At 66.6% G+C, this 23,951-nt stretch carries 20 protein-coding genes and 1 riboswitch; of the genes, 12 read left to right on the forward strand and 8 right to left on the reverse strand.

Going from position 1 to position 23,951, the window contains the following annotated elements; all coding sequences use genetic code 11:
* Positions 1-3: 3 nt before the first annotated feature.
* The 10 genes from ftsW to thiC all read left to right on the forward strand — a co-directional run bounded on the left by ftsW (position 4) and on the right by thiC (position 11,711).
* Complete coding sequence (gene ftsW / locus EV674_RS08155) at positions 4-1,251, forward strand: putative lipid II flippase FtsW (protein WP_241524923.1); 1,248 nt, start codon at positions 4-6, stop codon at positions 1,249-1,251.
* A 79-nt stretch (positions 1,252-1,330) separates the two neighbouring features.
* Positions 1,331-2,395 (forward strand): undecaprenyldiphospho-muramoylpentapeptide beta-N-acetylglucosaminyltransferase, encoded by a 1,065-nt coding sequence (murG, locus tag EV674_RS08160; protein ID WP_119013056.1) that lies wholly within the window; start codon positions 1,331-1,333, stop codon positions 2,393-2,395.
* Entirely contained in the window at positions 2,392-3,825 is a 1,434-nt protein-coding gene (gene murC, locus EV674_RS08165) for a UDP-N-acetylmuramate--L-alanine ligase (protein WP_119013057.1), read from the forward strand. Before murG ends, murC begins: the two co-directional genes overlap by 4 nt.
* Entirely contained in the window at positions 3,822-4,820 is a 999-nt protein-coding gene (locus EV674_RS08170) for a D-alanine--D-alanine ligase (protein WP_119013058.1), read from the forward strand. The genes murC and EV674_RS08170 overlap by 4 nt, the downstream gene beginning before the upstream one ends.
* Entirely contained in the window at positions 4,817-5,608 is a 792-nt protein-coding gene (locus EV674_RS08175) for a cell division protein FtsQ/DivIB (protein ID WP_119013098.1), read from the forward strand. Before EV674_RS08170 ends, EV674_RS08175 begins: the two co-directional genes overlap by 4 nt.
* Positions 5,609-5,639: 31 nt before the next feature.
* The gene (gene ftsA, locus EV674_RS08180; protein WP_119013059.1) at positions 5,640-6,869 is read left to right on the forward strand and encodes a cell division protein FtsA; all 1,230 of its coding nucleotides are present in this window, start codon (positions 5,640-5,642) and stop codon (positions 6,867-6,869) included.
* 154 nt (positions 6,870-7,023) lie between these two features.
* Positions 7,024-8,265, forward strand: a complete 1,242-nt coding sequence (gene ftsZ / locus EV674_RS08185; protein WP_119013060.1) for a cell division protein FtsZ — start codon at positions 7,024-7,026, stop codon at positions 8,263-8,265.
* Positions 8,266-8,418: 153 nt separating this feature from the next.
* A complete protein-coding gene (gene lpxC / locus EV674_RS08190) occupies positions 8,419-9,342 on the forward strand; it encodes a UDP-3-O-acyl-N-acetylglucosamine deacetylase (RefSeq protein ID WP_119013061.1) in 924 nt (307 codons plus the stop codon).
* A gap of 17 nt (positions 9,343-9,359) precedes the next feature.
* Complete coding sequence (locus EV674_RS17365; protein WP_165887079.1) at positions 9,360-9,536, forward strand: hypothetical protein; 177 nt, start codon at positions 9,360-9,362, stop codon at positions 9,534-9,536.
* Positions 9,537-9,576: 40 nt separating this feature from the next.
* A riboswitch (TPP riboswitch) is annotated at positions 9,577-9,700 on the forward strand.
* 118 nt (positions 9,701-9,818) lie between these two features.
* Positions 9,819-11,711 (forward strand): phosphomethylpyrimidine synthase ThiC, encoded by a 1,893-nt coding sequence (thiC, locus tag EV674_RS08195; protein ID WP_119013062.1) that lies wholly within the window; start codon positions 9,819-9,821, stop codon positions 11,709-11,711.
* Between the two features lie 142 nt (positions 11,712-11,853).
* On the opposite strand, the gene EV674_RS08200 is transcribed toward thiC, so the two are convergent.
* From EV674_RS08200 to EV674_RS08235, 8 genes are all read right to left on the reverse strand, one after another.
* On the reverse strand, positions 11,854-13,101 hold the full coding sequence (locus tag EV674_RS08200; RefSeq protein ID WP_241524922.1) for an MFS transporter: 1,248 nt from the start codon (positions 13,099-13,101) through the stop codon (positions 11,854-11,856).
* Positions 13,102-13,313: 212 nt separating this feature from the next.
* Positions 13,314-15,011, reverse strand: a complete 1,698-nt coding sequence (locus EV674_RS08205; protein ID WP_119013063.1) for a methyl-accepting chemotaxis protein — start codon at positions 15,009-15,011, stop codon at positions 13,314-13,316.
* Between the two features lie 119 nt (positions 15,012-15,130).
* Positions 15,131-15,679: a crossover junction endodeoxyribonuclease RuvC gene (ruvC, locus tag EV674_RS08210; protein WP_119013064.1), complete on the reverse strand. Its 549-nt coding sequence runs from the start codon at positions 15,677-15,679 to the stop codon at positions 15,131-15,133.
* A gap of 51 nt (positions 15,680-15,730) precedes the next feature.
* Positions 15,731-16,498 (reverse strand): transglycosylase domain-containing protein, encoded by a 768-nt coding sequence (locus tag EV674_RS08215; RefSeq protein WP_119013065.1) that lies wholly within the window; start codon positions 16,496-16,498, stop codon positions 15,731-15,733.
* A 17-nt stretch (positions 16,499-16,515) separates the two neighbouring features.
* A complete protein-coding gene (aroE, locus tag EV674_RS08220; protein WP_119013066.1) occupies positions 16,516-17,412 on the reverse strand; it encodes a shikimate dehydrogenase in 897 nt (298 codons plus the stop codon).
* A complete protein-coding gene (locus tag EV674_RS08225; protein ID WP_119013067.1) occupies positions 17,409-18,269 on the reverse strand; it encodes an energy transducer TonB in 861 nt (286 codons plus the stop codon). Before EV674_RS08225 ends, aroE begins: the two co-directional genes overlap by 4 nt.
* Positions 18,266-20,443 carry a ribonuclease catalytic domain-containing protein gene (locus EV674_RS08230; protein WP_119013068.1) on the reverse strand — a complete coding sequence of 726 codons (2,178 nt, stop codon included), beginning with the start codon at positions 20,441-20,443 and terminating at the stop codon, positions 18,266-18,268. The genes EV674_RS08225 and EV674_RS08230 overlap by 4 nt, the downstream gene beginning before the upstream one ends.
* A gap of 54 nt (positions 20,444-20,497) precedes the next feature.
* Positions 20,498-21,082 (reverse strand): YqiA/YcfP family alpha/beta fold hydrolase, encoded by a 585-nt coding sequence (locus EV674_RS08235; RefSeq protein ID WP_119013100.1) that lies wholly within the window; start codon positions 21,080-21,082, stop codon positions 20,498-20,500.
* Positions 21,083-21,245: 163 nt separating this feature from the next.
* Here EV674_RS08235 and rodA point away from each other — a divergent pair, with 163 nt between their 5' ends.
* Positions 21,246-22,427, forward strand: a complete 1,182-nt coding sequence (rodA, locus tag EV674_RS08240) for a rod shape-determining protein RodA (protein ID WP_119013101.1) — start codon at positions 21,246-21,248, stop codon at positions 22,425-22,427.
* Positions 22,428-22,449: 22 nt separating this feature from the next.
* Positions 22,450-23,934: a metalloprotease TldD gene (gene tldD / locus EV674_RS08245; protein ID WP_119013069.1), complete on the forward strand. Its 1,485-nt coding sequence runs from the start codon at positions 22,450-22,452 to the stop codon at positions 23,932-23,934.
* Positions 23,935-23,951: the final 17 nt, after the last annotated feature.

The following is a 23,951-nucleotide window of genomic DNA, read 5'->3' on the forward strand; positions in this document are numbered from 1 at the left end:
GGTGTGGCGCAGCGCCTGGGCGATTGGTGGGCGGGCCTGTCCAGTGCTGGCGGCGACGGCCTGCCGGTGCGCGCTGGCGGCATGGAATACCGCCGCACCGCCTCCACCCCCGCCAGCGTGCTGGGTTTTGACCAGGCCCTGGTCTGGGTCGTGGTGGCGCTGCTGGCCTGGGGCACGGTGATGGTCTATTCCGCCTCCATCGCCCTGCCCGACAACCCGCGCTTTGGCAAGATTGCGCCCACGCATTTTCTGGTGCGCCACATCTTTGCCCTGGTGATGGCGTTTGTGGCGGCGCTGCTGGCGTTCCAGGTGCCCATGGCGCTGTGGGAGCGCCATGCCCGGGGGCTGTTTTTGCTGTCGCTGTTTTTGCTGATCTTGGTGCTGGTGCCGCACGTGGGCACGGTGGTCAATGGCGCGCGGCGCTGGCTCAGCCTGGGCGTCATGAATTTCCAGCCCTCCGAGCTGGCCAAGTTTGCCGTGCTGATCTATGCCGCTGACTACATGGTGCGCAAGATGGAGGTCAAAGAGCGCTTTTTCCGCGCCGTGCTGCCCATGGGCGCCGCCGTGGCCGTGGTCGGGGCGCTGCTGCTGGCCGAGCCTGACATGGGCGCTTTCATGGTGATTGCCGTGATCGCCATGGGCATTTTGTTTCTGGGCGGCGTCAACGCACGCATGTTCTTTTTGATTGCCTTCATCCTGGTGCTGGCCTTTGCCGCCATGGTGTGGTTCTCTGACTGGCGGCGCGAGCGCATTTTTGCCTACCTCGACCCCTGGAGCGAAAAGCACGCGCTGGGCAAGGGCTACCAGCTCTCGCACTCGCTGATTGCCATTGGCCGGGGCGAGATTTTTGGCGTGGGCCTGGGCGGCAGCGTCGAAAAGCTGCACTGGCTGCCCGAGGCGCACACCGACTTTCTGTTGGCCGTGATCGGTGAGGAGTTCGGTCTGGTGGGCGTGATCGCGCTGATCGTGCTGTTCTTCTGGATGGTGCGGCGCATCATGCACATTGGCCGCCAGGCGATTGCGCTGGACCGCGTTTTTGCCGGTCTGGTGGCGCAGGGCGTGGCCATGTGGATGGGGTTCCAGGCCTTTATCAACATGGGCGTGAACCTGGGGGCCTTGCCCACCAAGGGGCTGACGCTGCCGCTGATGAGCTTTGGCGGCTCGGCCATTTTGATGAACCTGGTGGCGATTGCGGTGGTGCTGCGCGTGGATTATGAAAACAAGCTGCTCATGCGTGGAGGCCACGCATGAGCAGCTTGTTTCAGCAAAACAAATGCCGCATTGCGCCAGCAATGCCAGGCGCGCAGCGCCTGATGAGAGGAGGCCACGCATGAAGCAAAAAACCGCGCTCATCATGGCGGGCGGCACCGGCGGGCATATCTTCCCGGGGCTGGCCGTGGCCCAGGCGCTGCGCGAACGCGGCTGGCGCGTGCACTGGCTGGGTGCGCCGGGCAGCATGGAGTCGCGCATCGTGCCTGCGCAGGGCTTTGCGCTGGAAACCATTGATTTCTCCGGCGTGCGTGGCAAGGGCCTGAAAACCCTGGCCTTGCTGCCCTGGCGTTTGGCGCGCGCTTTCTGGCAGGCGCGCCAGGTGGTGCGCCGGGTGCGGCCCGACGTGGTGGTGGGCCTGGGCGGCTACATCAGCTTTCCGGGCGGCGCCATGGCCCGGCTGGCGGGCGTGCCCCTGGTGCTGCACGAGCAAAACTCGGTCGCTGGCATGGCCAACAAGCTGCTGGCGCGCATCGCCAGCCGGGTGTTTACGGCGTTTCCGGGCGCGCTGCCCCAAGGCCAGTGGGTGGGCAACCCCTTGCGCGCGGCCTTCTTGCAGCAAGCCGCCCCAGAGCAGCGTTTTGCCGGGCGCACAGGCCCCTTGCGCCTGCTGGTGGTAGGCGGCAGCCTGGGCGCGCGTGCGCTGAACGAAATCGTGCCCCAGGCGCTGGCCTTGGTTCCTGCCGACCAGCGCCCGCTGGTCACGCACCAAAGCGGCGCGGCGCAAATCGAGGCGCTGCGTGCCCATTACCACGCCGCCGGTGTGCAGGCCGAACTCACGCCCTTCATTGACGACACGGCCAGCGCCTTTGCCCAGGCCGACGTGGTGGTGTGCCGCGCTGGCGCCAGCACCGTGACCGAACTGGCCGCCGTGGGTGCTGCCGCCGTCTTTGTGCCGTTCCCGGCGGCGGTGGACGACCACCAAACCGCCAACGCCCAGTTTCTGGTGCAGGCCGGGGGCGGCTGGCTGGTGCAACAGCGTGATCTCACCTCCGAAGGGTTGGCAAAAATGCTACAAAATATGGAGCGGCCTGCGCTTTTGCAGCGGGCGCTGAAGGCCAAAAACATGCAAAAAATACACGCCACCGATGCGGTGGTTGCTGCCTGCGAAGAACTGAGCGCATGAAACACGCCATCCACCACATCCATTTCGTCGGCATCGGCGGTGCGGGCATGAGCGGCATCGCCGAGGTGCTGCACAACCTGGGCTACACCATTTCGGGCTCTGATCTGGCCGACAGCGCCACGCTGCGCCGCTTGCAGGCACTGGGCATTGCCACCCACCTGGGCCACGCAGCGGCGCACATCGCCGGGGCCAATGCCGTGGTCACGTCCACCGCCGTGCAGCCCGACAACCCCGAAGTGCTGGCTGCGCGCGCGCAAAAAATCCCCGTGGTGCCGCGCGCCCTGATGCTGGCCGAGCTGATGCGCATGAAGCAGGGCATTGCCATTGCGGGCGCGCACGGCAAGACCACCACCACCAGCCTGGTCACCAGTGTGCTGGCCGAGGCCGGGCTGGACCCCACCTTCGTCATTGGCGGCAAGCTCAACAGCGCCGGGGCCAATGCCAAGCTGGGCCAGGGCGAGTACATCGTGGTCGAGGCCGATGAATCGGATGCGTCGTTCCTGAACCTGCTGCCCGTGATGGCCGTGGTCACCAACATCGACGCCGACCACATGGAAACCTACGGCCATGACTTTGGTCGCCTGAAGAAAGCCTTTGTCGATTTTCTGCACCGCATGCCGTTCTATGGCACGGCGGTGCTGTGCCTGGACAGCCCGGCCGTGCGCGACATCGTGCCCGAGGTCACCTGCCCCATCACCAGCTACGGCTTTGCCGAAGACGCCCAGGTGCGCGCCATTGACGTGCGCGCGCAGGCTGGCCAGATGCACTTCACGGTGCAGCGGCGCAACGGCGTCACCTTGCCCGACCTGGAGGTGGTGCTCAATCTGGCGGGCGAGCACAACGTGCTCAACGCCCTGGCCGCCATCGCCATTGCCGTCGAGCTGAACATCCCCGACGAGGCCGTGCTGCGCGCCCTGGCCCACTTCAAAGGCGTGGGGCGGCGTTTTCAGCGCTACGGCGAATTGCCTGCCAAAGACGGTGGCCAGTTCACCCTGATTGACGATTACGGCCACCACCCCGTGGAGATGGCCGCTACGCTGGCGGCAGCGCGCGGCGCATTTCCGGGGCGGCGCCTGGTGCTGGCCTTCCAGCCGCACCGCTACACCCGCACACGCGACTGCTTCGAAGATTTCGTCAAGGTCATTGGCGGTGCCGACGCCGTGCTGCTCACCGAGGTCTATGCCGCCGGTGAGGCGCCCATCGTCGCTGCCGATGGTCGCGCCCTGGCGCGCAGCCTGCGCGTGGCGGGCCGGGTCGAGCCGGTGTTTGTCGATGAGGTGGCCGCGCTGCCGCAGGCGGTGGCCGACCTGGTGCAGGACGGCGATGTGGTGCTGTGCATGGGCGCGGGCACCATCGGGGCGGTGGCAGGCAAGGTGGTTGATTTGCTACAAAATAGTGAGCTGGTTGCGCAGGATGGACGGGCGTTATGAGCCAATTTGATTCAAAAATAGATGTGCAGGCCCTGGGTAAAGTGGCCGTGTTGATGGGCGGCAGTTCTGCCGAGCGCGAGGTCTCGCTGATGTCGGGCGCGGGCGTGTTGCAGGCGCTGCGCTCGCGCGGCGTCGATGCCCACGCTTTCGACCCCGCCCAGCAGGACTTGGGCGAGCTGCGCCGCCAGGGCTTTGCCCGCTGCTTTATCGCGCTGCATGGCCGCCACGGCGAAGACGGCACGGTGCAGGGCGCGCTCGAATTGCTGGGCATTCCCTACACCGGCCCGGGCGTGATGGCGTCCAGCATCGCCATGGACAAAATCATGACCAAGCGCATCTGGCGCTTTGAAGGGCTGCCCACGCCCGACTGGCGCCTGGTCTCCAGTGCCGACGACACGGTGGCTGCCTTGGCCGCCCTGGGCGCGCCCATGATCGTCAAGCCTGCGCGCGAGGGCTCGACCATCGGCCTGACCAAGGTGACGGACGCCGCGCAGTGCGCCCAGGCCTACGAACTGGCCTCGCGCTACGACCCCGAGGTGCTGTGCGAGCAGTTCATCGAAGGCGATGAGACCACCTGCCCCATCCTGGGCGAAGGCGCCAGCGCCCATGCCCTGCCGGTGATCCGCATCGTCGCCCCCCAGGGCAACTACGACTACGAGCACAAATACTTCACCGACGACACCCAGTACCACTGCCCCAGCGGCCTGCCCGAGGCCGAGGAGCGTGCCATCCAGGCGCTGGTGGTGCAGGCCTTTCGCACGCTGGGCTGCCGGGGCTGGGCGCGTGCCGACATCATGATCCGCGCCTCTGACCGCCAGCCGTTCTTGCTGGAGATCAACACCTCGCCGGGCATGACCGGGCACTCGCTGGTGCCGATGTCGGCGCGCGCGCTGGGCATTAGCTATGAAGACCTGTGCCTGCGCCTGCTGGCCAGCGCCACCCTGGATACCCCGCCCGGTGCCTGCACGGGCGCCGCCCCCGGATGCGCCGCATGACGGACACGCTGCCCGCGCCACTGGACGTGCGGCTCATGAACCAGACCGCTTCGGTCTTGTTCATGGCCTGTGTCGTGCTGGTGCTGGCAGCCAGCGTCTGGTGGGCGCTGCGCCACCCGGCGTTTGCCATTGGGCGCATCGTGGTCGAGGGCGACCTGGTACACAACAACGCCGTGACGTTGCGCGCCAACGTGGCGCCGCAGCTGGTGGGCAACTTTTTCACCATCGACCTGCGCACCGCGCGCGAGGCTTTTGAGCAGGCACCCTGGGTGCGCAGCGCCCAGGTGCGCCGCCAATACCCCCGCACGCTGCATGTGGTGTTGCAAGAACACAACGCCGTGGCGCACTGGGGCCCCGACACCGGATTGGCCATGGTCAACAGCTATGGCGAGGTGTTCGAGGCCAGCGCCGACGACGCCGAGGACGATGATCTGCCCCGTTTGCAAGGGCCACAAGGGCAGTCGGCCCAGGTGCTACAGATGTACGGGCTGCTGCAATCGGCCTTTGGCACGCTCGGTATGCCCGTGAAGGCGCTGGAGTTGTCGGGGCGGGGTGGTTGGCGCGCTACGCTCGGTGGCGGTGCCGTGGTGGAACTGGGCGGGGGGGCCGTCTCCGACGTGGAGCGGCGCGCCAAGGGTTTCGTAGGTACGCTTACGCAGGTGGCCGCGCAGTATGGGCGCAAACCCGACGCGCTGGAATCGGCCGATTTGCGCCACGCGGGTGGTTATGCGGTGCGCCTGCGTGGCGTGACGACGGTGGCGCCGGGCGCTGCGGCAGTGCGCCGCTGAGCGGCACAGACAATAAAAGGCAGACACGGATATGGCAAGAGAATACAAAGATGTGGTGGTAGGTCTGGACATCGGCACCGCCAAGATCATGGCGGTGGTGGCCGAGGTGCTGCCCAATGGCCAGCTCAAGCTCGCTGGCCTGGGCGTGGCGCCCAGCCACGGCTTGAAGCGCGGCGTGGTGGTGAACATCGACGCCACGGTGCAAAGCATCCAGCAGGCGCTCAAAGAGGCCGAGCTGATGGCCGATTGCAAGATCCAGCGCGTGTACACGGGCATCACCGGCAGCCACATCCGGGGCATGAACTCCAGCGGCATGGTGGCCGTGAAAGACAAAGAGGTCACACCCGCTGACGTGGCCCGCGTGGTCGAGACGGCCAAGGCCATCAACATCTCCAGCGACCAGCGCCTGTTGCTGGTGGAGCCGCAAGAGTTCGTCATCGACGGCCAGGATGTGAAAGAGCCCATCGGCATGAGCGGCATCCGCCTGGAGGCCAAGATCCACATCGTCACGGGCGCCCAAAGTGCCGCCGAGAACATCATCAAGTGCGTGCGCCGCTGCGGCCTGGAGGTGGAGCAGCTGTTGCTGAACCCGCTGGCCAGCAGCCAGGCCGTGCTGACGGATGACGAGCGCGAGCTGGGCGTGGCCGTGGTCGATATCGGCGCGGGCACCACCGATGTGGCCATCTTCACGGGGGGCGCCATTCGCCACACGGCGGTCATCCCGGCTGCGGGAGACCTCATCACCAGTGACATCGCCATGGCGTTGCGCACCCCCACCAAGGACGCCGAGGACATCAAGGTCGAGAGCGGCTACGCCAAGCAACTGCTGGCCGACCCGGACGCGCAGGTCGAAGTGCCTGGCCTGGGCGACCGCGGCCCGCGCATGCTCAGCCGCCAGGTGCTGGCCGGGGTGATCGAGCCGCGCGTGGAAGAAATCTTCTCGCTGGTGCAGCAGGTGATTCGCGAGTCGGGCTACGAGGAGGTGCTGTCTTCGGGCATCGTGCTGACCGGCGGCAGCTCGGTCATGCCCGGCATGGTGGAACTGGGCGAGGACATTTTCCTGAAGCCCGTGCGCCGTGGCATTCCCAAATACTCCAGCGCGCTGGCCGACATGGTGGCCCAGCCGCGTGCCGCTACGGTCATGGGCTTGCTCGAAGAAGCGCGTATGGCACGCCTGCGCGGCTTCAAGGTGTCGCAGAAAAGTGGCTCCGTGCAGACCGCTTTTGGCCGCTTCAAGGATTTCATTGTGGGGAATTTCTGACTATTGCAGCGTTTGCGTTGCAAATTTGCACACATGAGCCGCCTCGCATAGAGGCTGACAGCCTGCGTGGACGTACACTGCGCGGCAAAAAATTACAGTTTCTTTCCCTCTTTTCTTTTGCCAAAGCATACTATTCAGCGACAGGAGCACCAACATGCCAATTGAAATCATCGACGTTGAGGAATTCAACCAGGGCACACAGATCAAGGTGATTGGTGTGGGTGGCGGCGGCAGCAACGCAGTGGAGCACATGATTGCCCGCAGCGTACAAGGCGTGGAGTTCGTCAGTGCGAACACCGATGCGCAGGCACTGACGCGCAGCTCGGCACACCGCGTGATCCAGCTGGGTCTGAGTGGTCTGGGCGCTGGCAGCAAGCCCGACAAAGGCCGCGAAGCCGCAGAGGCTGCCGTGGAAGATATCCGCGCGGCCATTCAGGGCGCGCACATGCTGTTCATTACCGCTGGCATGGGCGGCGGCACCGGCACCGGCGCTGCCCCCGTGATTGCCCGCGTGGCCAAGGAAATGGGCATTCTCACGGTGGGCGTGGTGACCAAGCCCTTCGAATGGGAAGGCGGTCGCCGCATGCAGAATGCCGACGCAGGTCTGGCCGAGCTGGAGGCCAATGTCGATTCGCTGATCGTCGTGCTCAACGAAAAATTGCTCGACGTGCTGGGTGACGATATTTCCCAAGACGAAGCTTTCGCGCATGCCAACGATGTGTTGCGCAACGCAGTGGGCGGTATTGCCGAAATCATCAACGAATACGGCCATGTGAATGTCGACTTTGAAGACGTGCGCACGGTGATGGGTGAGCCCGGCAAGGCCATGATGGGTACGGCCACGGCCAGTGGCCCGGATCGCGCCCGCATCGCTGCGGAGCATGCCGTGGCTTGCCCGTTGCTGGAAGGGATCGATCTGTCGGGCGCCAAGGGCGTGCTGGTGCTGGTCACGGCGGCCAAGGGCAGCCTCAAGCTGGCCGAGTCGCGTTTGGCCATGAGCACCATCAATGCCTACGCCTCGCCCGATGCCCACGTCATTTATGGCGCTGCCTACGACGACAGTTTGGGTGAAGACATCCGCGTCACGGTGGTGGCCACAGGTCTGTCGCGCCAGAACGCGCGCCGCCAGTCCATGCAGGTGGTGCAGGGCGGCTTGCGCACTGGCACCGACAACGTGGCCTACCAAGTGCCCGTGGCGGGCCCGGGTGCGGGCAGCATGGGTGTGGCCGCCGGTCTCGCCGCCGGTGGTGGTGCCGGTGCCGATTACGGCAGCATGGCCGTGCCCAGCGTCTGGACCAGCAACCGCAACCGCGCGGCCGCCAAGGTGGATGCGCTGTCGTCGGGCGGCATGGACGATCTGGAAATCCCCGCCTTCCTGCGCAAGCAAGCCGACTGATTCGCCGTTTCTGGGCCCCGTGCGTTTTGCTGGCTGCTGGCCGCAATGCACGGGGCTTTGCATTGTGCGCACCGCTTTTTGTCTATGGCGGCCATAGAAAATCCCCCGACCCCACACATCCCAGGGTGCGGTCTGCAAAACTAAAATTGCCGCATGCTTCAGCAACGTACCCTCAAAACGCTCACCCGCGCAGTGGGCGTGGGCCTGCACAGCGGCCAGCGCGTGGAGCTCACGCTGCGCCCCGCACAGCCCGACACCGGCATTGTGTTTCGCCGCATTGATTTGCCCGAGCCGGTGGACATCCCCATCTCGGCCACTGCGGTGACCGACACCCGCATGGCCTCCACCATCTCCGTGGGCGATGCCAAAGTCCACACCGTGGAGCATTTGATGTCGGCCTGCGCCGGGCTGGGCATAGACAACCTGTATGTGGATATCACCGCCGAAGAGGTGCCCATCCTGGATGGCTCATCGGCTTCGTTCGTGTTTTTGCTGCAAAGCGCGGGTATCGCCTTGCAGAAGGCGCCCCGGCGATTCATCCGGCTCAAACGCCCGGTGCAGGTCAGCCAGGGCGAGGGCGCTGGCGCCAAGTGGGCACGGCTGGAGCCCTACCACGGCTTCAAGCTGCGCTTTGAGATCGATTTTGCCCACCCGGCGGTCGATTCCACCGGCCAGTGCGTGGAGTTCGATCTGGGCAGCGGCAGCTACAGCCGCGATATTGCCCGCGCCCGCACTTTTGGCTTCACCAAAGACGTGGAAATGATGCGCGCCAACGGCCTGGCCCTGGGCGGCGGGCTGGACAACGCCATCGTCATGGACGACTACAAAGTGCTCAACGCCGACGGCCTGCGCTACGACGACGAGTTCGCCAAGCACAAAATCCTCGATGCCATGGGCGACCTGTACCTGGTGGGCAAGCCGCTGCTGGCCGCCTACAGCGCGTTTCGCTCGGGCCACGCCCTCAATAACCTGCTGCTGCGTGAGCTGCTGGCACAGCCCGATGCCTGGGAGCTGGTGACGTTCGACAACGAGCGCCTGGCCCCCACAGGCTTTGCGCAGCCTGCACGTGCCTGGTAGCGCACGCCCCACACACCATGCTGTTGTTTCGCTGGATTGTCATGTTGCTGCTGCTCACGGCGGCAGTGTGTTTTGCGTTCTATGCCGGCACCGGGCGGGCGCGTTACAAGCGACTGGGTTTTGTGGTGCTCAAGTGGACGATGATTGCCGCCTTTGTTTTCTTTGCTGTGCTGATTGCCGAGCGCGTGCTCTAGCAGCGCCGTTACACCTGAACGGCGCCAGCGGCCTATACTCGCGCCTGCTCCGGGGTGTGCTGATGCACTGAGATGCGGGCGGTCTGATGCAAGTCAGACTGGCCTGCGAACCCGACGAACTTGATCCGGTTCATACCGGCGGAAGAAGAGCCGATCTCCCCTGTACCACTGCGCCCTCCTGGACGTGGTGGTACGCCCCGCAGCACACCACCGTGCCGGGGTGGGCAGGGCACAGGTCACTCCGGAGCGCGCACCCCACCGCACCCTTACCGGAGACCTGCCATGAATGCCCCCGACTCCCTTGCCCGCGAAAAGTTTGCCGATCTGCTGGCCCTGACGCGCGAGCCCTTTCCCGCCTCGCGCAAAGCCTATATCCCCGGCCAATTGCACCCTGAACTGCGCGTGCCCGTGCGCGACATCGCGCTGACCAATGGCGAAACCGTGAGCGTGTACGACACCTCCGGCCCCTACACCGACCCCAGCGCCGTGATTGACGTGCGCCAAGGTCTGGCCAGCGTGCGCGGCGGCTGGATTGAAGGCCGGGGCGATGTGGAGCGCTACCAGGGCCGCCCGCCCGTGGCCCTGGACGACGGCCAGAAAAGCGATGACGCTGCCCGCCTGGCCGCCCTGCGCCAGGAGGCCGCGGCCCTGCAACGCCAGCCCCTGCGCGCCAAGAGCGGTGCCAACGTCACGCAGATGCACTACGCGAAGAAAGGCATCATCACCCCCGAGATGGAATACGTGGCCATCCGCGAAAACGGCAAGCGCGAATGGATGGCCCAGTACCAGCAAGACCAGGCCCGCGAGCAGCGCCTGATGGGCAACCCGATGGGCGCGATGATTCCCAAAATCATCACCCCCGAATTCGTGCGCGACGAAGTGGCCCGGGGCCGCGCCATCATTCCCGCCAACATCAACCACCCTGAAGTCGAGCCGATGGCCATTGGCCGCAACTTCCTGGTCAAGATCAACGCCAACATCGGCAACTCTGCCGTGACGTCGAGCATTGAAGAAGAAGTCGAAAAACTCGTGTGGGCCATCCGCTGGGGCGCCGACAACGTGATGGACTTGTCCACCGGCAAGGCCATCCACACCACGCGCGACTGGATCGTGCGCAACTCGCCCGTGCCCATCGGCACGGTGCCGATCTACCAGGCGCTGGAAAAAGTGGGCGGCGTGGCCGAAGACCTGACTTGGGCCATCTTCCGCGACACGCTGATCGAGCAGGCCGAGCAGGGCGTGGACTACTTCACCATCCACGCCGGTGTGCGCCTGGCCTACATCCACTTGACGGCCAACCGCCGCACCGGCATCGTCTCGCGCGGCGGCTCCATCATGGCCAAGTGGTGCATGGCGCACCACCGCGAGAGCTTCCTGTACGAGCATTTCGAAGACATCTGCGACATCATGAAGGCGTACGACGTGTCGTTCAGCCTGGGCGATGGCCTGCGGCCCGGCTGCGCCAGCGACGCCAACGACGAAGCCCAGTTTGCCGAACTGCACACCCTGGGCGAGCTGACGCAAATCGCCTGGAAGCACGACGTGCAGACCATGATCGAAGGCCCCGGCCATGTGCCCATGCACATGATCCAGGCCAACATGACCGAGCAGCTCAAGACCTGCCACGAGGCGCCGTTCTACACCCTGGGCCCGCTGACCATCGACATCGCCCCGGGCTACGACCACATCGCCAGCGCCATTGGCGCGGCCATGATCGGTTGGATGGGCACGGCCATGCTGTGCTACGTCACGCCCAAAGAGCACCTGGGCCTGCCCGACCGCGACGATGTCAAGCAGGGCATCATTGCCTACAAGATTGCCGCCCACGCCGCCGATGTGGCCAAGGGCCACCCGGGCGCCCGCTCGCGTGACGATGCGCTCAGCCAGGCGCGCTTCGACTTCCGCTGGCAAGACCAGTTCAACCTGGGCCTGGACCCCGAAACCGCCAAGGAATACCACGACGAAACCCTGCCCAAGGACAGTGCCAAGGTGGCGCATTTCTGCTCCATGTGCGGCCCCAAGTTCTGCTCCATGAAGATCACGCAGGAAGTGCGCGACTTTGCCGCGCAGAAGGGCTTGGCCGAGGCGCAGGCGCTGGCCGCCGGCATGGAAACCAAGGCCGAGGAGTTCCAGAAGGGCGGCGGCAGCCTGTACGTGCCGATCAAGCCGGTGTGACGCCGCAGGCATGGCTTGATTTGCTATTGAAATAAGAGCTGATTGCGCCCACCCTGTAAGGGCTGGAGATCGATTTGGCTTAAAAAATCCCCCGGCGCCTCTGGGCAGGTGCCGGGGGATTTTTACGTGCCGACCGTGGCGCTCAGGCGGTTTGAAAGCGCACCCGCCGCGCCGCCAGCAGGCCGATGCAGGCGGCGGTGCCGGTCAGCGCCCAAGTCCAGTGCCAGCCGCCCACGCTGCCTGCCACCCAGGCGATCAGCGGTGGCCCCAGAAACTGGCCTGCCGACGAGCACTGCTGCATCCAGCCCACGGTGGTGGACACCGTGCGCTCGCTGGGCGCCACGCGCACCGCCAGCGAGAACAACACGCCCGGAATCAGCCCGCCCACCGCCGAGAACACCAGCACCGCCAGGTAGCGCAGGACCGGCAGCCCCTCCGTCCAGGTGCCAAACACCAGCACCGCGCCCAGCCCCATACTGGCAAAGCCGGTGTAGAGCAGGTGGCGTGCGCACCAGCCCTTTTGCAGCAGGCGGCCCGAGGCGATGTTGCCCGTCACGTTGATCCACGAAGCCAGGGCGGTCAGCGCCCCGGCCTGCGCCGCCCCCAGCCCTGCCTGGGCATACACCGCAGGCAAAAAGCCAATCACCGCCAGCCACTGGCTGGAATACATGGCAAACAGCAGCGCCACCTGCCAGGGGCCGCTGTGGCCCAGCGTCAGGCGCAGCGGTGCCCACCAGGGCGCGCCGCTGTCGCCCGGTGCGCCTGGCGTGCCCGGCATGCCCGCTGCGCGCACGGCATCGGCAGGGATGCGCCGCAGCACCCACAGCACCATCACCGCAGACAGCAGCCCCAGCAGCCCCCACCAGCCTTGCCAGCCCAGCCATTGCATGGCCAGCGGGCCGCCCAGCAGCGCCAGGGCAATGCCCGTGCCCATGTAGGCGCTCCACCAGCCCAGGTACAGCGGCAGCTGCGAGGGCCGTACCAGCTGGCGGATCAGGCTGGGTGCGGGCAGGGCGGCCAGCAAAAAGCCCAGTCCCTCCAGCGCCCGCAGCACCAGCAGGCCCGTGGGGCTGGTCACGGCCATGCCCGCCAGACTGGCCAGCGCCAAAATGATTTGCCCGGTCAGCAGGCTGCGGCGCAGGCCCAGGCGGTCGGCGGCCATGCCTGCCAGCGCCCCCACGCCCATACCGGCCAGTTGCACCGCCGACAGCAAAAAGCCCGCCTGCACCAGCCCCACGCCCAGCGCCTGTTGCAACACCGGAATGGCGGGCGGCATCTTGCCCACGTGCATGGCAATGACGATGCCCGACAGCACGATGATCCACGCCGGGGGAACGGACACCGCACCAAGGCGGCGCTGCGGTGCAGCAACAGACAGGGAAGGGGGCACGCCAAAGTCTCCGAACCGGGCTCGATGCGGCCCGTGCGCGGCGATTGTCGTGCATGGGGCGCCGGTTGGGGGCGCTGCCGGGCGCCTGGGTCGCAGGCGCTGCCGGTCTTGGGGGGATTTATCTAGCTATTGAATATGTAGCTGCTAGCGCCCTGTGCGCGGGCCTTGAAGCCGTTTTTGGCTTTATTTTTGCTGTGCCCCGTGCTGCGGGGTCAGCGCACTTCCAGCAAGGCCAGCCGCTGCTGCGTGACATGGATGGCCGGGGCTGGCGGGGCCAGGTGCGTCGGGTGCTGCGCCTGCGTGGGTGCGCGGGCTGCGGCATGGGCTGGCTCCGGCGCCGCAGGGCTGGGCAGCACAAACTGGCTGATGAGCTGTGCCAGCTCCTGGGCCTGGTGCTTGAGGCTCTCGGAGGCCGCCGCCGACTCCTCCACCAGCGCCGAGTTCTGCTGCGTCATCTGGTCGAGCCGGGAGACAGCGCTGCTGATCTGGCCAATGTCTTCGTTCTGCGCCTGCGTGGCGCTGGTGATTTCGGTCATGGTCTGGGCCGCTTCCCGGATGGCCGCCATGATGCGGGCCATGGTGTGGCCCGCATCGCTCACCAGGCTGGAGCCCGCCTGCACCTGCTCGACCGAGGTGCCAATCAGGCCCTTGATTTCTTGCGCCGCCTGCGCCGAGCGCGTGGCCAGCGAGCGCACCTCGCTGGCCACCACGGCAAAGCCCCGGCCTTGCTCACCGGCGCGCGCGGCCTCTACGGCGGCATTCAGCGCCAGGATGTTGGTCTGGAAGGCAATGCTGTCGATCACTCCAATGATGTCCACGATCTTGGTCGAGGACTGGTGGATGCCCTGCATGGTGGCTTCCACCCGCGCCATCACGGCGCCGCCCTGGCCCGCCACCGTGGCGGCGGTGGCGGCCAGCGTTTCGGCGCGGCTGGCGGCAGCCGCCGACTGCGTGACCCGCAGGGTCAGCTGCTCCAGCGATGCGGCAGTCTCTTGCAGGCTGGAGGCCGTCTCCTCGGTGCGCGTGGACAGGTGGACGTTGCCGTTGGCGATCTCGGACGAGGCCGCGCGCACGTTTTGCGCCGAGGCACGCACCTGCATCACCAGCTGCCGCAGGGCATCTTGCATCACCGCCAGCGAGTGCAGCATGCGCCCGGCCTCATCGCGCCCGTGGCCGGCAATGTCGTGGCGCAGATCAAGCTGGGCCACCCGGTTGGCGGTGGCGCTGGCGGCGGCAATCGGCTGCGTGATGCTGCGGCGCAGCCACAGCGCCAGCAAGCTGCCCAGCACCAGAGCCAGCGTGGTAAAGGCCAGCAGCACCAGGCGCGCCCGGTCGCTCCACTGGGCGATGGCGCGGTCGCTGGCGTCGATGTCGCTGCGCTGCGATTGGCTCAGCGTGCCCAAACTCGACAGCAAGGCCCCGGAGGCGGGCAAAAAGCGCTCGGCATACACCTTGCGGATGCGCTCGGTGAAGTTGGACATGCTGGCCGCCATCAGCTCGGCGCGCGCTGCGGTGAAGTCTTTTTCGGCGTTCTGCACTTGCAGCAGCAACTGCTGCTCCTGTGGGCTTTTCAGCAAGGCGGCCACCTGGGCCATGAGCTGGCCGTAGGCTTTCTCGGTGCTGGCGATGTCGGCGCCCAGAATGTCGGCCACCTCGGGCTCGGAACTCAGGGCCACGGCCTTGTAGCGCTCGGCGTTGATGGCCTGGGCACGGTAGGCATCGGCGATCAGCCTTTCTGCGGCAATGCTGTGCTGCACCATGTGTGTGGTGGCCGTGTGGATGCGGCCCAGCGACCAGATGCCGGTGGCCGAGCCGGTCAGGCCCAGCAAAAGCACCACAAAAAACGCAAACAGCAGGCGTCGGCCCAAAGTGTTGCGCGGCGAGGGGGTGGCGGTGTGTAAGGCGGGCATGGGGCGAGGGGGAGCTGGGTGGTGCCCGACAAGGGCAAGGGCGCTGATGTGCCCACTATGGCGCCCCCCCGTGACGCTTTTTTGTCAAGGCCCCAGAGCGCACAGGGCCGCGCCCGCCCTCAGTAGCTGCGCCCGCCCTTGAACATGGCGTGCTGGCGCCGCTGCAAGGTGGCCGATTCGCCCAGCCGCGCCATGGCCGCGCCCGCGTGCGCGTGGGTGATGGCCATGCCCAGGGCGTCGGCGGCATCGGTGCCGGGCAGGCCGGGCAGTTGCAGCAGGCGGCGCACCATCTCCTGCACCTGGCTTTTGGCGGCGCGGCCATGGCCGACCACGGCTTTTTTCATTTGCAGCGCGGTGTATTCGGCCACCGGCAGGCCGCTGGCCACCAGCGCCGTAATGGCCGCGCCGCGCGCCTGCCCCAGCAGCAGCGTGGACTGCGGGTTGACGTTGACGAAGACGATCTCCACCGTGGCCACATCGGGCTGGTAGCGCGCAGCCACCTCGCTGATGCCGTCAAACAGCACCTTCAGGCGCCCGGGCAAATCGCCCAGCGCCAGCTGCGTGGTGCGGATGGTGCCGCTGGCCACGTAGCTCAGGGCGTGCCCTTGCACGTCGATCACGCCAAAGCCGGTGGTTTGCAGGCCGGGGTCTATGCCAAGGATTCGCATGCTATTAAAAATGGAGCTATAGGCGCCCTTTTGGCGGGCGTTACAGCGGTTTCAGGGCAAACTCGCACTGCCCATGCGCCGCAGGATGGTGCGGGCGCGGCCCAGCAGGTAGGCGGACTGGGGCAATTTCTCGAAGCGCTTGGGCGCGGGCAGCATCACCGCCAGGCGCGCCGCTTCGGCGGCAGACAGGCGGGCAGCGCTTTTGCCAAAGTAGTGCTGGGCGGTGGCTTCGGCGCCGAACACGCCGTCGCCCCACTCTACGTTGTTGAGGTAAATCTCCAGGATGCGCTGCTTGCTCAAGAGCTGCTCCAGCGCCAGCGTCAGCACAAACTCCTGGCCTTTGCGCAGCAGGGTGCGCTCGCCCGAGAGCAGCAGGTTTTTGGCCAGCTGCTGGGTGATGGTGGAGCCGCCCACCACTTTGGGCGCGCGCGCTGGCGCTGGCGGTGCTGCGGCGGCCTTGGCGCGCTGGGCGGGGGGCAGGGCGGCTTCTTTTTGTGCGGCCAGGGCTTCGGCGCGGGCGTTTTTCTCCCAGGCTTTTTCGATGGCGTTCCACTCCACGCCGTCGTGGTTGACGAAGCCATCGTCCTCCGAGGCGATCACGGCGCGCTTGAGGTGGTCAGAGATTTGCGCGTAGGGCACCCACTGCTGGCGCCAGTGCAGCCGGCCGCTGTCCGCCAGCTGCGCCCAGGCTTCGGAGCGCTGGAAGGTGGTGGAGGTGGGGTTGATCCAGGCCATGGCGGCAATGCGCGCCACAAAAAACAGTTGCAGCGCCAGCGTGGCACAGGCCACCAGCGCCAGCCAACGCAGCAGGGCTTGCATGGGCGCGGGCAGGGCGATCAGGGGGCGGCGCTGGCTGGGGCCGCCGCAGCGGGCGGCGCCGCCATCAGCGCGCGCAGTTCGGCCAGCACGGGCGCGCCGGGCGGGTGCACGCCGCGCCAGATGGCAAAGGCCTCGGCGGCCTGCTCTACCAGCATGCCCAGGCCGTCGCGGGCGTGGGCGCCGTGGGCGCTGGCCCAGTCCAGAAAGCCCTGGGCGGCTGCGCCGTACATCATGTCGTAGGCCAGGCTGCCGGGGCGCAGCACGCTGGCGGGCACGGGCACGGCATCGCCTGCCAGGCTGCTGGCGCTGGCGTTGATGACGAGGTCAAAGCGGTGGTTTGGAGCCAAATCGGCCTCCAGCCCTTGCGTAGCAAGCGCAAGCAGCTCTGTTTTTTGTAGCGCGGCCAGGGCGGCGTGGGCCTGCACCAGCGCCTGCGCCCGCGCCAGCGTGCGGTTGGCCACCACGATGCGGCGCGGCCCCGCTTGCAGCAGCGGCCCCAGCGCCCCGGCGGCAGCGCCGCCCGCGCCGATCAGCAGCACATCGCGCCCGGCCAGCTCGATACCGGCGTTGCGCGTCAGGTCGGCCACCAGGCCCAGTCCGTCGGTGTTGTCGGCCACGATGGCGCCGTCGGCCAGGGTGAGCGTGTTGGCTGCGCCCGCCAGCAGCACCCGCTCGCTGCGGTGCGTGGCGATGTGCGCGGCGTCCAGCTTGAAGGGCACGGTGACGTTGCAGCCGCGCCCGCCCGTGGCCGCAAAGTGGTGCAGCGCGTCGGCAAAGCCGCCCAGCGGCACCAGGCGGCGCTCGTAGCACAGGCGCTCGCCGGTCAGCTCGGCAAAACGGGCGTGTATCCAGGGCGAGCGGCTGTGCTCCACCGGGTTGCCCATGACGCAGTACAGATCGACGCCGGTGTTCATTGGACGCTGGTCTCCAGGGTTTGGTCGCGCGTGAACTTGAAGCGCGACACCACGGCAATCTGGTCGGCCTTGGCGCGCATGGCCGGGCCAAAGGCGCCAAACGGCCCGGCGGCCTGGGCGATGGCCTCGGCGCGGTTGTCCAGCAGGCGGTTGCCCGAGCCCTGCACGATCTCGGTGGCCAGCACGCGCCCATCGTGGTTGACGGTGACGATCATGGTCAGCTCGCCATATATCTTCTTGCCACCTTGCTCGGGGAAGTTCTCGGTGCCTTTGTCCTCGACCTTGCGGCGCATGGCGTCGTAATAGACGGCATAGACCTCATCGCGCGTGGCCGGGCTGATGTAGCGCTTCTTGGGCCGGGCGTTTTCGTCGTTGATGCGTTTTTCGATTTCGGCCAGCAGCTTGATGAGCTGGCGGCGCTTTTCTTCCTGCGCACTTTGGTCGGCACTCTGGCTGGGTTTGCGCTGCTCGGGTGCGGGCAGGGCGGCTATTTGTCGGCGCAACTGGGCCAGCAGCTGCATCTGCTGCGCTTGCAGGGCGTCCATCTTGCGCTGGGCTTCTTCGTAGTCGTCGCCCACCTTGGTCAGGGCCGAATAGGGCAAGGGGCTGGTGGCCCGGCCCTGGGCCGCATCGCCGCCGCCCGCCAGCGCATGCTGGGCAATGGCCTGGGCCTTGTCGGGGCGCTCGGGGGTCTGGGCGTTGACCAGGATGACCTCCAGCGGCGTGTCTTGGAACACGCGCTGGAAACCCTCGGGGTTCACAAAGCGCACGGTCAGCACCACGGCGTGCAGTGCCACGGAAACAGCCAGCGCCCATTGCAGGGCGCTGAACGAGCGGAGGAAGGCGGGGAGTTTCACGGGGCCAGATTATCGGCGCTGGCCGCACCGGGGGCGGCGTTTTCTGCGCCCGCATCGCTCACATCCACCGCAATGGCGATGGGGCCGGCCACGGCCTCGTCGTCCTCGGCGTCATCGACCGGGCCGTCGTCGCTGGCATCTTGCGGGTCGTCCAGGCGCTCGATGAGCGTGCCGTGCAAGTCCAGCGTGATGTCATCGACCTCGCCCAGCTTGACGCGCAACCGTGCGCCGCGCGGCAGGTTTTGCGCGCCCAGCACCGGGAACACCAGCGGCAGCGTGTCGGCGCGCACCAGAAAGCTGCCGCCGGGGCCTTCTTTGAACACCGTGGCTTCGAGTTCGGTGATGCCGTTTTGCGCCAGGTATTGCAGCGTCCAGAAGCGCTCCATGCCCGCCTGGTAGCCGTTGTAGGCGCTGTAGGCGGCGTCAAAGCTGCTGATGATGGAGAACAGCTCGGCGTCTTTGGGTTTGAAAGGCGCGGCCAGCGCGGCGGTTTTACCGTGGCGGGCGCAGGCAATGATTTGCCACTGGTTGACCAGATCGACGTAACGGCGCAGCGGCGAGGTGGCCCAGGCGTAGCTTTTGACGCCAATGCCCGCGTGCGGCAGCGCCTTGGTGCCCATGCGCACCTTCACGCCCGGTGCCATGCTGGCCTGGCTGCGGTAGATGCCGGGCACGCCCAGCTCGGCCATCCAGTTGCCCCAGGTGCTGTTGGCCACGATGGCCGCCTCGGCCACGATCAAGTCCAGTGGCGCGCCGCGCTGGCGCGTGGTGATCTGCACGGTCTCGGTGCCGTTGGGCTCGGCTTTGTGGTTGCGGGGCGTGTTGGCCCCCACGCTTGCCACTTCGTTGGCGGCGCTGCCCCCCAAGGGGGCGTTCGCGCCTTCGGGCGGCCGGGCGGCGCTTAGGCGGAAGTTGTAGTCAGGCCGGTTGAAGTTCTCGGGTTTGCCGCGCACCACCTCGCGCTGGGCTTTCAGGCTTTGGGCCAGGCGGTACAAAAATGATAGCTGCTCACGCAAGTCCAGCAAGTCTTGGGGCGTGTTTTCGGTCTGAATCGACGGGTCGGCCAGCCAGGCTTCGGTGACGATGTGGTCGAGCTGGTCGTGGCGCAGGTTCACGCTGACGGGCACGCGCTCCAGGCGCGTTTCGGTGGCGGTGATGGCCAGCGTGGCCTCGTCAATCGTCACGTACAGCGACACCGCCGGGTTGGCGCGGCCTGCGTCCAGGGTGTAGATCTGCACCACTTCGTCGGGCAGCATGGTGATTTTGTAGCCCGGCATGTACACGGTGGACAGCCGGTTGCGGCCCAGCTGGTCCAGCGGCGTGCCGGGCACGATGGCCAGGCCCGGCGCGGCAATGTGGATGCCCAGCGTGACGGTGCCCGTGCCCAGGCCCTGCACCGACAGTGCATCGTCGATTTCGGTGGTCTGCGAGTCGTCGATGGAGTAGGCCTGCACGTTGGCCAGCGGCAAATCGGCGGGCGGCTGGGGCGCTTGCAGTGCCGGAAAACCCGTGCCCTTGGGAAAGTTGTCGAACAAGAAGCGCTGCCAGTGGAACTGGTAGCTCGAATCAATGGCGCCGGCTTGCTGCAGCAGGTGCAGTGGCGCCAGGTGCGTGGCACGGCTGGCCTCGACCACGGCCTTGTACTCGGGCGCGTTCTTGTCGGGGCGGAACAGGATTTTGTAGAGCTGATCGCGGATGGGCGCCGGGCATTGGCCCTGGCCCAGTTGCTGCGCCCAGTCGGCAATCTGTTGCAGCACGGCCTTCTTTTTCTCGATGGCGGCCAGGGCTTGTTGCAGGATTTCTGCGGGGGCTTTTTTGAAGCGGCCTTTGCCTGCGCGGCGGAAGTAGTGCGGCGCCTCGTAGAGTGCAAACAGCGCGCCCGCTTGCTGGGCCAGCGTGGCGTTGTCCGAGAAGTAATCGCGCGCCAGGTCGGCAAAGCCGAATTCTTCTTCGCTGGCAAATTCCCAGGCCAGCTCCAGCTCGATGGTTTGTGCCACGGCCTGGGCCTGGGCCATCAGCTCGGCGGGAGCGGGCTTGTCAAATTTCAGCAGGATGTGGGCGGCTTTGACCTTGACCCGCTTGCCCGAGTCAAGCTCGATCTGGGCGGAGGTGTCGGCCTCGGAGAGGATGCGGCCGGCCAGGAATTTGCCGGATTCTTCAAACAGTGCGTGCATGGGGTGGCATTCTCCCATGGGCGCGCGGGGGCGCTGGCTGCCGCGCGCGGGCGTTCAGGCCAGGTGCAAAAACTGCAACACGCGCGGCAGGTGGTCGGCAAAGTCGCTCAGGGCGTGGTCGCTGCCTTCCAGCAGGTGCAGCTGCGCCTGGGGGTAGCGGGCCGCCATTTCGCGCCAGTCCAGCAGCTCATCGCCCTGGGCCACGATGGCCAGTTGCGCGGCAGCGGCGCCTTGCGCGCTCACGTCCAGGGCGCGCAGCTCGTCGATAAAGGCGGGGTCGAAGTAAAAGTGCTCGGCGGGATCGTGCCAGGCGGTCTGGTTGCCGATGTGGCGTGCCAGGTCGCGCGCCGGGTTCACGGCGGGGTTGAGCACCACCAGCGGGCAGCGCATCTGCTGCGCCACCCAGCTGGCATAAAACCCGCCCAGCGAGGAGCCGACCACCGCCATGCGCTCGCGCGGCCAGTGGGCGATGCCGCCCGCCACCAGGGCCATGGCCGTGCGCGGCGAGGGCGGCAGCTGCGGGCACCACAGCTGCACCTGCGGGTGCTGGCGCGCCACCTGCTCGGCCACCATGCGCGCTTTGGCCGATTGCGGTGAGGAGCGAAACCCGTGCAGGTACAGCAAGTGGGTGGTGGGCAGGCGGGAGGAGGCAGGCAGTGCAGGCGTGGACATGGGAGGGGCCAACAGGCGGGTGGACAGGCGGATGGGGTGGTGCGGATTGTGCCGCGCAGCCTGGCATTGTCCGTGGGGTCGGGAGGGTGGCGCGCCCATGGCCTGCGTGGCCGCGCCCGATAATTGCGCCATGGGAAACACTTTTGACAAGCCTTCGATAGGGCAGCGCCTGCTGCCGTTGTTTCGGGGTTTTGACGGCTGGCTGTTGCTGGCGGTGCTGCTGCTGGCATCGGCTGGTTTGGTGGCCATGTATTCGTCGGGCTACGACCACGGAACGCGCTTTGCCGACCACGCCCGCAACATGCTGATTGCCGGGGCGCTGCTGTTTGTTGTGGCCCAGGTGCCGCCGCAGCGCCTGCTCTGGGCGGCGGTGCCGCTGTATGCGCTGGGCGTGGCGCTGTTGGTGGGTGTGGCCTTGTTTGGTATCACCAAAAAAGGCGCCCAGCGTTGGATCAATTTGGGCGTGGTCATCCAGCCCAGTGAGCTGCTCAAGATTGCCATGCCGCTGATGCTGGCCTGGTGGTTCCAGAAGCGCGAAGGGCAGCTGCGCCCGCTGGACTTTGCCGTGGCCGCCGCCTTGCTCGTGGTGCCGGTGGGGCTGATCATGAAACAGCCCGATTTGGGCACCTCGCTGCTGGTGCTGGCGGCAGGGCTGTCGGTGATCTTTTTTGCCGGGCTGCCCTGGAAGCTGGTGGTGCCACCGGTCATGTTGGGCTTGGTGGGTATTGCGCTGATCGTCTGGTTTGGCGATGACCTGTGCGCGCCTGGCCAGCGCTGGCCGGTGCTGCACGATTACCAGCAGCAGCGCATCTGCACCCTGCTGGACCCCACGCGCGATCCGCTGGGCAAGGGCTTTCACATCATCCAGGGCATGATCGCCATTGGCTCGGGCGGGGTGTGGGGCAAAGGCTTCATGGCGGGTACGCAGACGCACCTGGAGTTCATCCCCGAGCGCACCACCGACTTTATTTTTGCCGCGTTTTCCGAAGAGTTCGGGCTGCTGGGCAACCTGTTCCTGGTGGTGTGCTTCATCTTTCTGGTCTGGCGCGGACTGGCCATTGCCATGCAGGCCACCACGCTGTTTGGCCGCCTGATGGCGGGGGCTGTGTCGATGATTTTTTTCACTTACGCATTCGTCAACATGGGCATGGTCAGCGGCATGCTGCCCGTGGTGGGGGTGCCGCTGCCCTTCATCAGCTACGGTGGCACAGCCATGGTCACGCTGGGGCTGGCGCTGGGCATTTTGATGTCGGTGGCGCGGGCGCAGCGCATGCCCATTGCCACCGACACACCTGTGGACGTGTCTGGCTGAGGCACACCCCTAAAATGCCCCGATGACCTCCCGCACTTCTTCCCGCACGCCCCAGCGCGCCCCGACCGTCCAGCGCATCGACATTGCGCGCGAGCTGCTCTTGACCCCGTTTGGCCTCGATGAAAGCCATCTGGCGCGTGCGCTGGCCGAAATCCGCACCCACCAGGTCGATGATGCCGACCTGTATTTCCAATACACCCGCAGCGAGGGCTGGAGCCTGGAAGAGGGCATCGTCAAAACCGGCTCGTTCAGCATCGACCAGGGCGTGGGCGTGCGCGCCGTCAGCGGCGAGAAAACCGCGTTTGCCTACTCGGACGACATCTCCGAAGCGTCGCTGCTGGATGCGGCCCGCACTGTCAGGTCAATTTCGGCTGCAACCCAGACAGGGCGCGCGCGAGTAGCTCCTAAAAAGATAGCTACCAGCCGCAGCCTGTACCCCGGCATTGACCCCATTGCCACCCTGGACAGCACGGCCAAAGTGCAGTTGCTGGAAAAAGTCGAGCAACTGGCCCGCGCCAAAGACCCGCGCGTGGCCCAGGTCATGGCCGGCATGGCGAGCGAGTACGACGTGGTGCTGGTGGCGCGCGCCGACGGCACCCTGGCCGCCGATGTGCGCCCGCTGGTGCGCCTGTCGGTCACGGTGATTGCCGAGCAAGGCGGGCGCCGCGAGGTCGGCTCGGCCGGTGGTGGTGGCCGTTTTGGCCTGGCGTATTTCGACGATGCGCAAATCAACCAGTATGTGGACGAGGCCGTCAATGCCGCGCTGGTCAACCTCGAATCGCGCCCCGCTCCGGCGGGCGAGATGACCGTGGTGCTGGGCCCAGGCTGGCCGGGCGTGCTGTTCCATGAGGCGGTGGGCCACGGTTTGGAGGGTGACTTCAACCGCAAGGGCTCCAGCGCCTTCAGTGGCCGCATCGGCCAGCGCGTGGCCGCCAAGGGCGTGACGGTGCTGGACGACGGCACCATTGCCGACCGGCGCGGCTCGCTCAACGTGGACGATGAAGGCCACGCCAGCCAGCGCAACGTGCTGATCGAGGATGGCATCCTCAAGGGCTACATCCAGGATTCGCTCAACGCCCGCTTGATGGGCGTGGCGCCCACCGGCAATGGCCGGCGCGAGAGCTACGCCCACATCCCCATGCCGCGCATGACCAACACCTACATGCTGGGCGGCGACAAAGACCCGCAAGAAATCGTGGCCAGCATCAAAAAAGGCTTGTACGCCACCAACTTTGGCGGCGGCCAGGTGGACATCACCTCGGGCAAGTTCGTTTTCAGCGCCAGCGAGGCGTACTGGGTGGAAAACGGCAAGATTTTGTACCCCGTCAAGGGCGCCACCATTGTGGGCAGTGGCCCCGAGTCGCTGAAAAAGATCAGCATGATCGGCAACGACATGCGCCTCGATAGCGGCGTGGGCACCTGCGGCAAAGAGGGCCAGAGCGTGCCCGTGGGTGTGGGCCAGCCCACCCTGCGCATCGACGGCCTGACGGTGGGTGGTACCGCCTGAGGGCACTGCCCGCCCGC

The sequence above is a fragment of the Simplicispira metamorpha genome, from assembly GCF_004341365.1.
Taxonomy (GTDB): Bacteria; Pseudomonadota; Gammaproteobacteria; order Burkholderiales; family Burkholderiaceae_C; genus Simplicispira; species Simplicispira metamorpha.